We start from the raw sequence: 1591 nt of genomic DNA, 5'->3' as shown, positions 1-1591 counted from the left end.
TCGAGCCAGCTCGCCTGCCTCCGTTTTGCATAGTGACCGTAGGTAGCTTCCAGTTCCCTCATCTCTGAACAAGGCATCAGGTACTCCGTCACAGCAGTTTTTCAATGGTATAGCGTTGGGCTCAGAGCAGTCTCTCGCCCGATGCGAATCTGTCGATCCCATCGCGGCCGAAAACTTTGAGTGCGCTGAGACACCGACGCAACAACCTCGAAGACGAATCGGCACCGGCAAGCCGTCTTGTGAAAACAAATCACTTGATCCACATGCCCCAAAACGTGACTCGTCCATTACCGGCCAGGCGATGAGGACACGGGAATCATCTGCTGCGTTCTGAAAAGAAAGCTAAAGGTTGAGGCGCCGAAACAGATTCATTGCATTGCCATGCTGAATGGCGGCGGTGGCGGATGCCGGCAACGCCAATTCGGTTAATCCCAGGCTCGTCGAAGAAATCGGGACAAACGGAAAGTCGCTGCCGAACAGTATTTGAGACGTTGGTATCAATTTCAGCAGAGCTGCCATGGCTGCCGGACTCGTTGACGCTGCAATGTCGTAATAAAGCCTTTGCAATTCAAACTCGACCCCTTGCGGAGCGAAGTTGGCCGGCATGTATTGATTAATGGTCGACTTGGATGCGTTGGCATTCGAGATTCGGCTCGCGAGAGAGATGCGGCCTGCAAGCATTGGAAGGGTACCGCCCGCATGCGAGAAAATAAAACGGATCTCGCGACAATTCAACATCGTTCCGGTAACCAGCAAGCTCACCACAGCGCGAGTGGTGTCATGGGGCCACTCAATCACAGGGTCCGCTACCGATGGAATCAGCCCGGAGCAGCAGGATGGCGACGTGGGGTGAAAATGGACGACGGCCTTTCGGCGGTTTAGTTCTTGGAACACCGGCGCGAACGCCGGATCTCCAGGACGCTTATCAGCGTAGCTGGTCAGCAGGCTGATGCCGTCCGCTCCTAGGGTATCGAGGGTGTATTCGATTTCCTTAAGGCTTCCTTCCACATCTGGCAGCGGAAGGGACGCAAATAGCCCGAAACGACCTGGATGATCACGAACCACCCGTGCCCCAAATTCATTCGTTTCACGCGCCAATTTACGTATCGCTTGAACGTCCCCACTCAACTGTCCGGGTTGCGACAACATTGCCATAGCGACGCCGCTCTTATTCATTTCCGCGAGCGACATCTCGGGTGTCCAATCACTTCCAGGCACAGCGACTCCCCTGGCGCTCGCGTCCGCTTTGTACGTGGAAGAGACGAAATGGTGGTGAACGTCAATGAGCTGCGCTTTCGGTGCCGTGTCGCTTATCTGAGCGAAGCTCATTTTGTTCTGCGAAACCATCATGGCGGCCCCAGTTAGCAGGAACTGGCGCCGATCGAGAACACCCCGTGTGTGCATTAGACTTCCTCTAGCGCCCTACATGCGAGTCGATCTCTCTACGGCGGTGCCGCGATGATATCAGAGGCAGATTCCCTTTGACCTAGGCGTGGGGAGCATGCGGGCACAAGTCAGAGAGCGGGGCGCGGGCACTTGCCCAAAAAGTCGCCTTCTCAAGCAAGTGACCTGATTCTCAATTGGCGAGTTC

The 1591-nt window shown here is 55.4% G+C and carries 1 protein-coding gene; it reads right to left on the bottom strand.

Translation table 11 applies throughout. The features are described from left to right. Positions 1-342: 342 nt before the first annotated feature. The gene (locus VGM18_15055; GenBank protein ID HEY3974322.1) at positions 343-1350 is read right to left on the bottom strand and encodes an amidohydrolase family protein; all 1008 of its coding nucleotides are present in this window, start codon (positions 1348-1350) and stop codon (positions 343-345) included. Positions 1351-1591 lie beyond the last annotated feature (241 nt).

The sequence above is a fragment of the Candidatus Sulfotelmatobacter sp. genome, assembly GCA_036500765.1.
In the GTDB taxonomy this organism is placed as follows: Bacteria; Acidobacteriota; Terriglobia; order Terriglobales; family Acidobacteriaceae; genus Sulfotelmatobacter.
The sequence above is the reverse complement of the archived record's forward strand: the minus strand, read 5'-3'. Positions and strand labels throughout refer to the sequence as shown.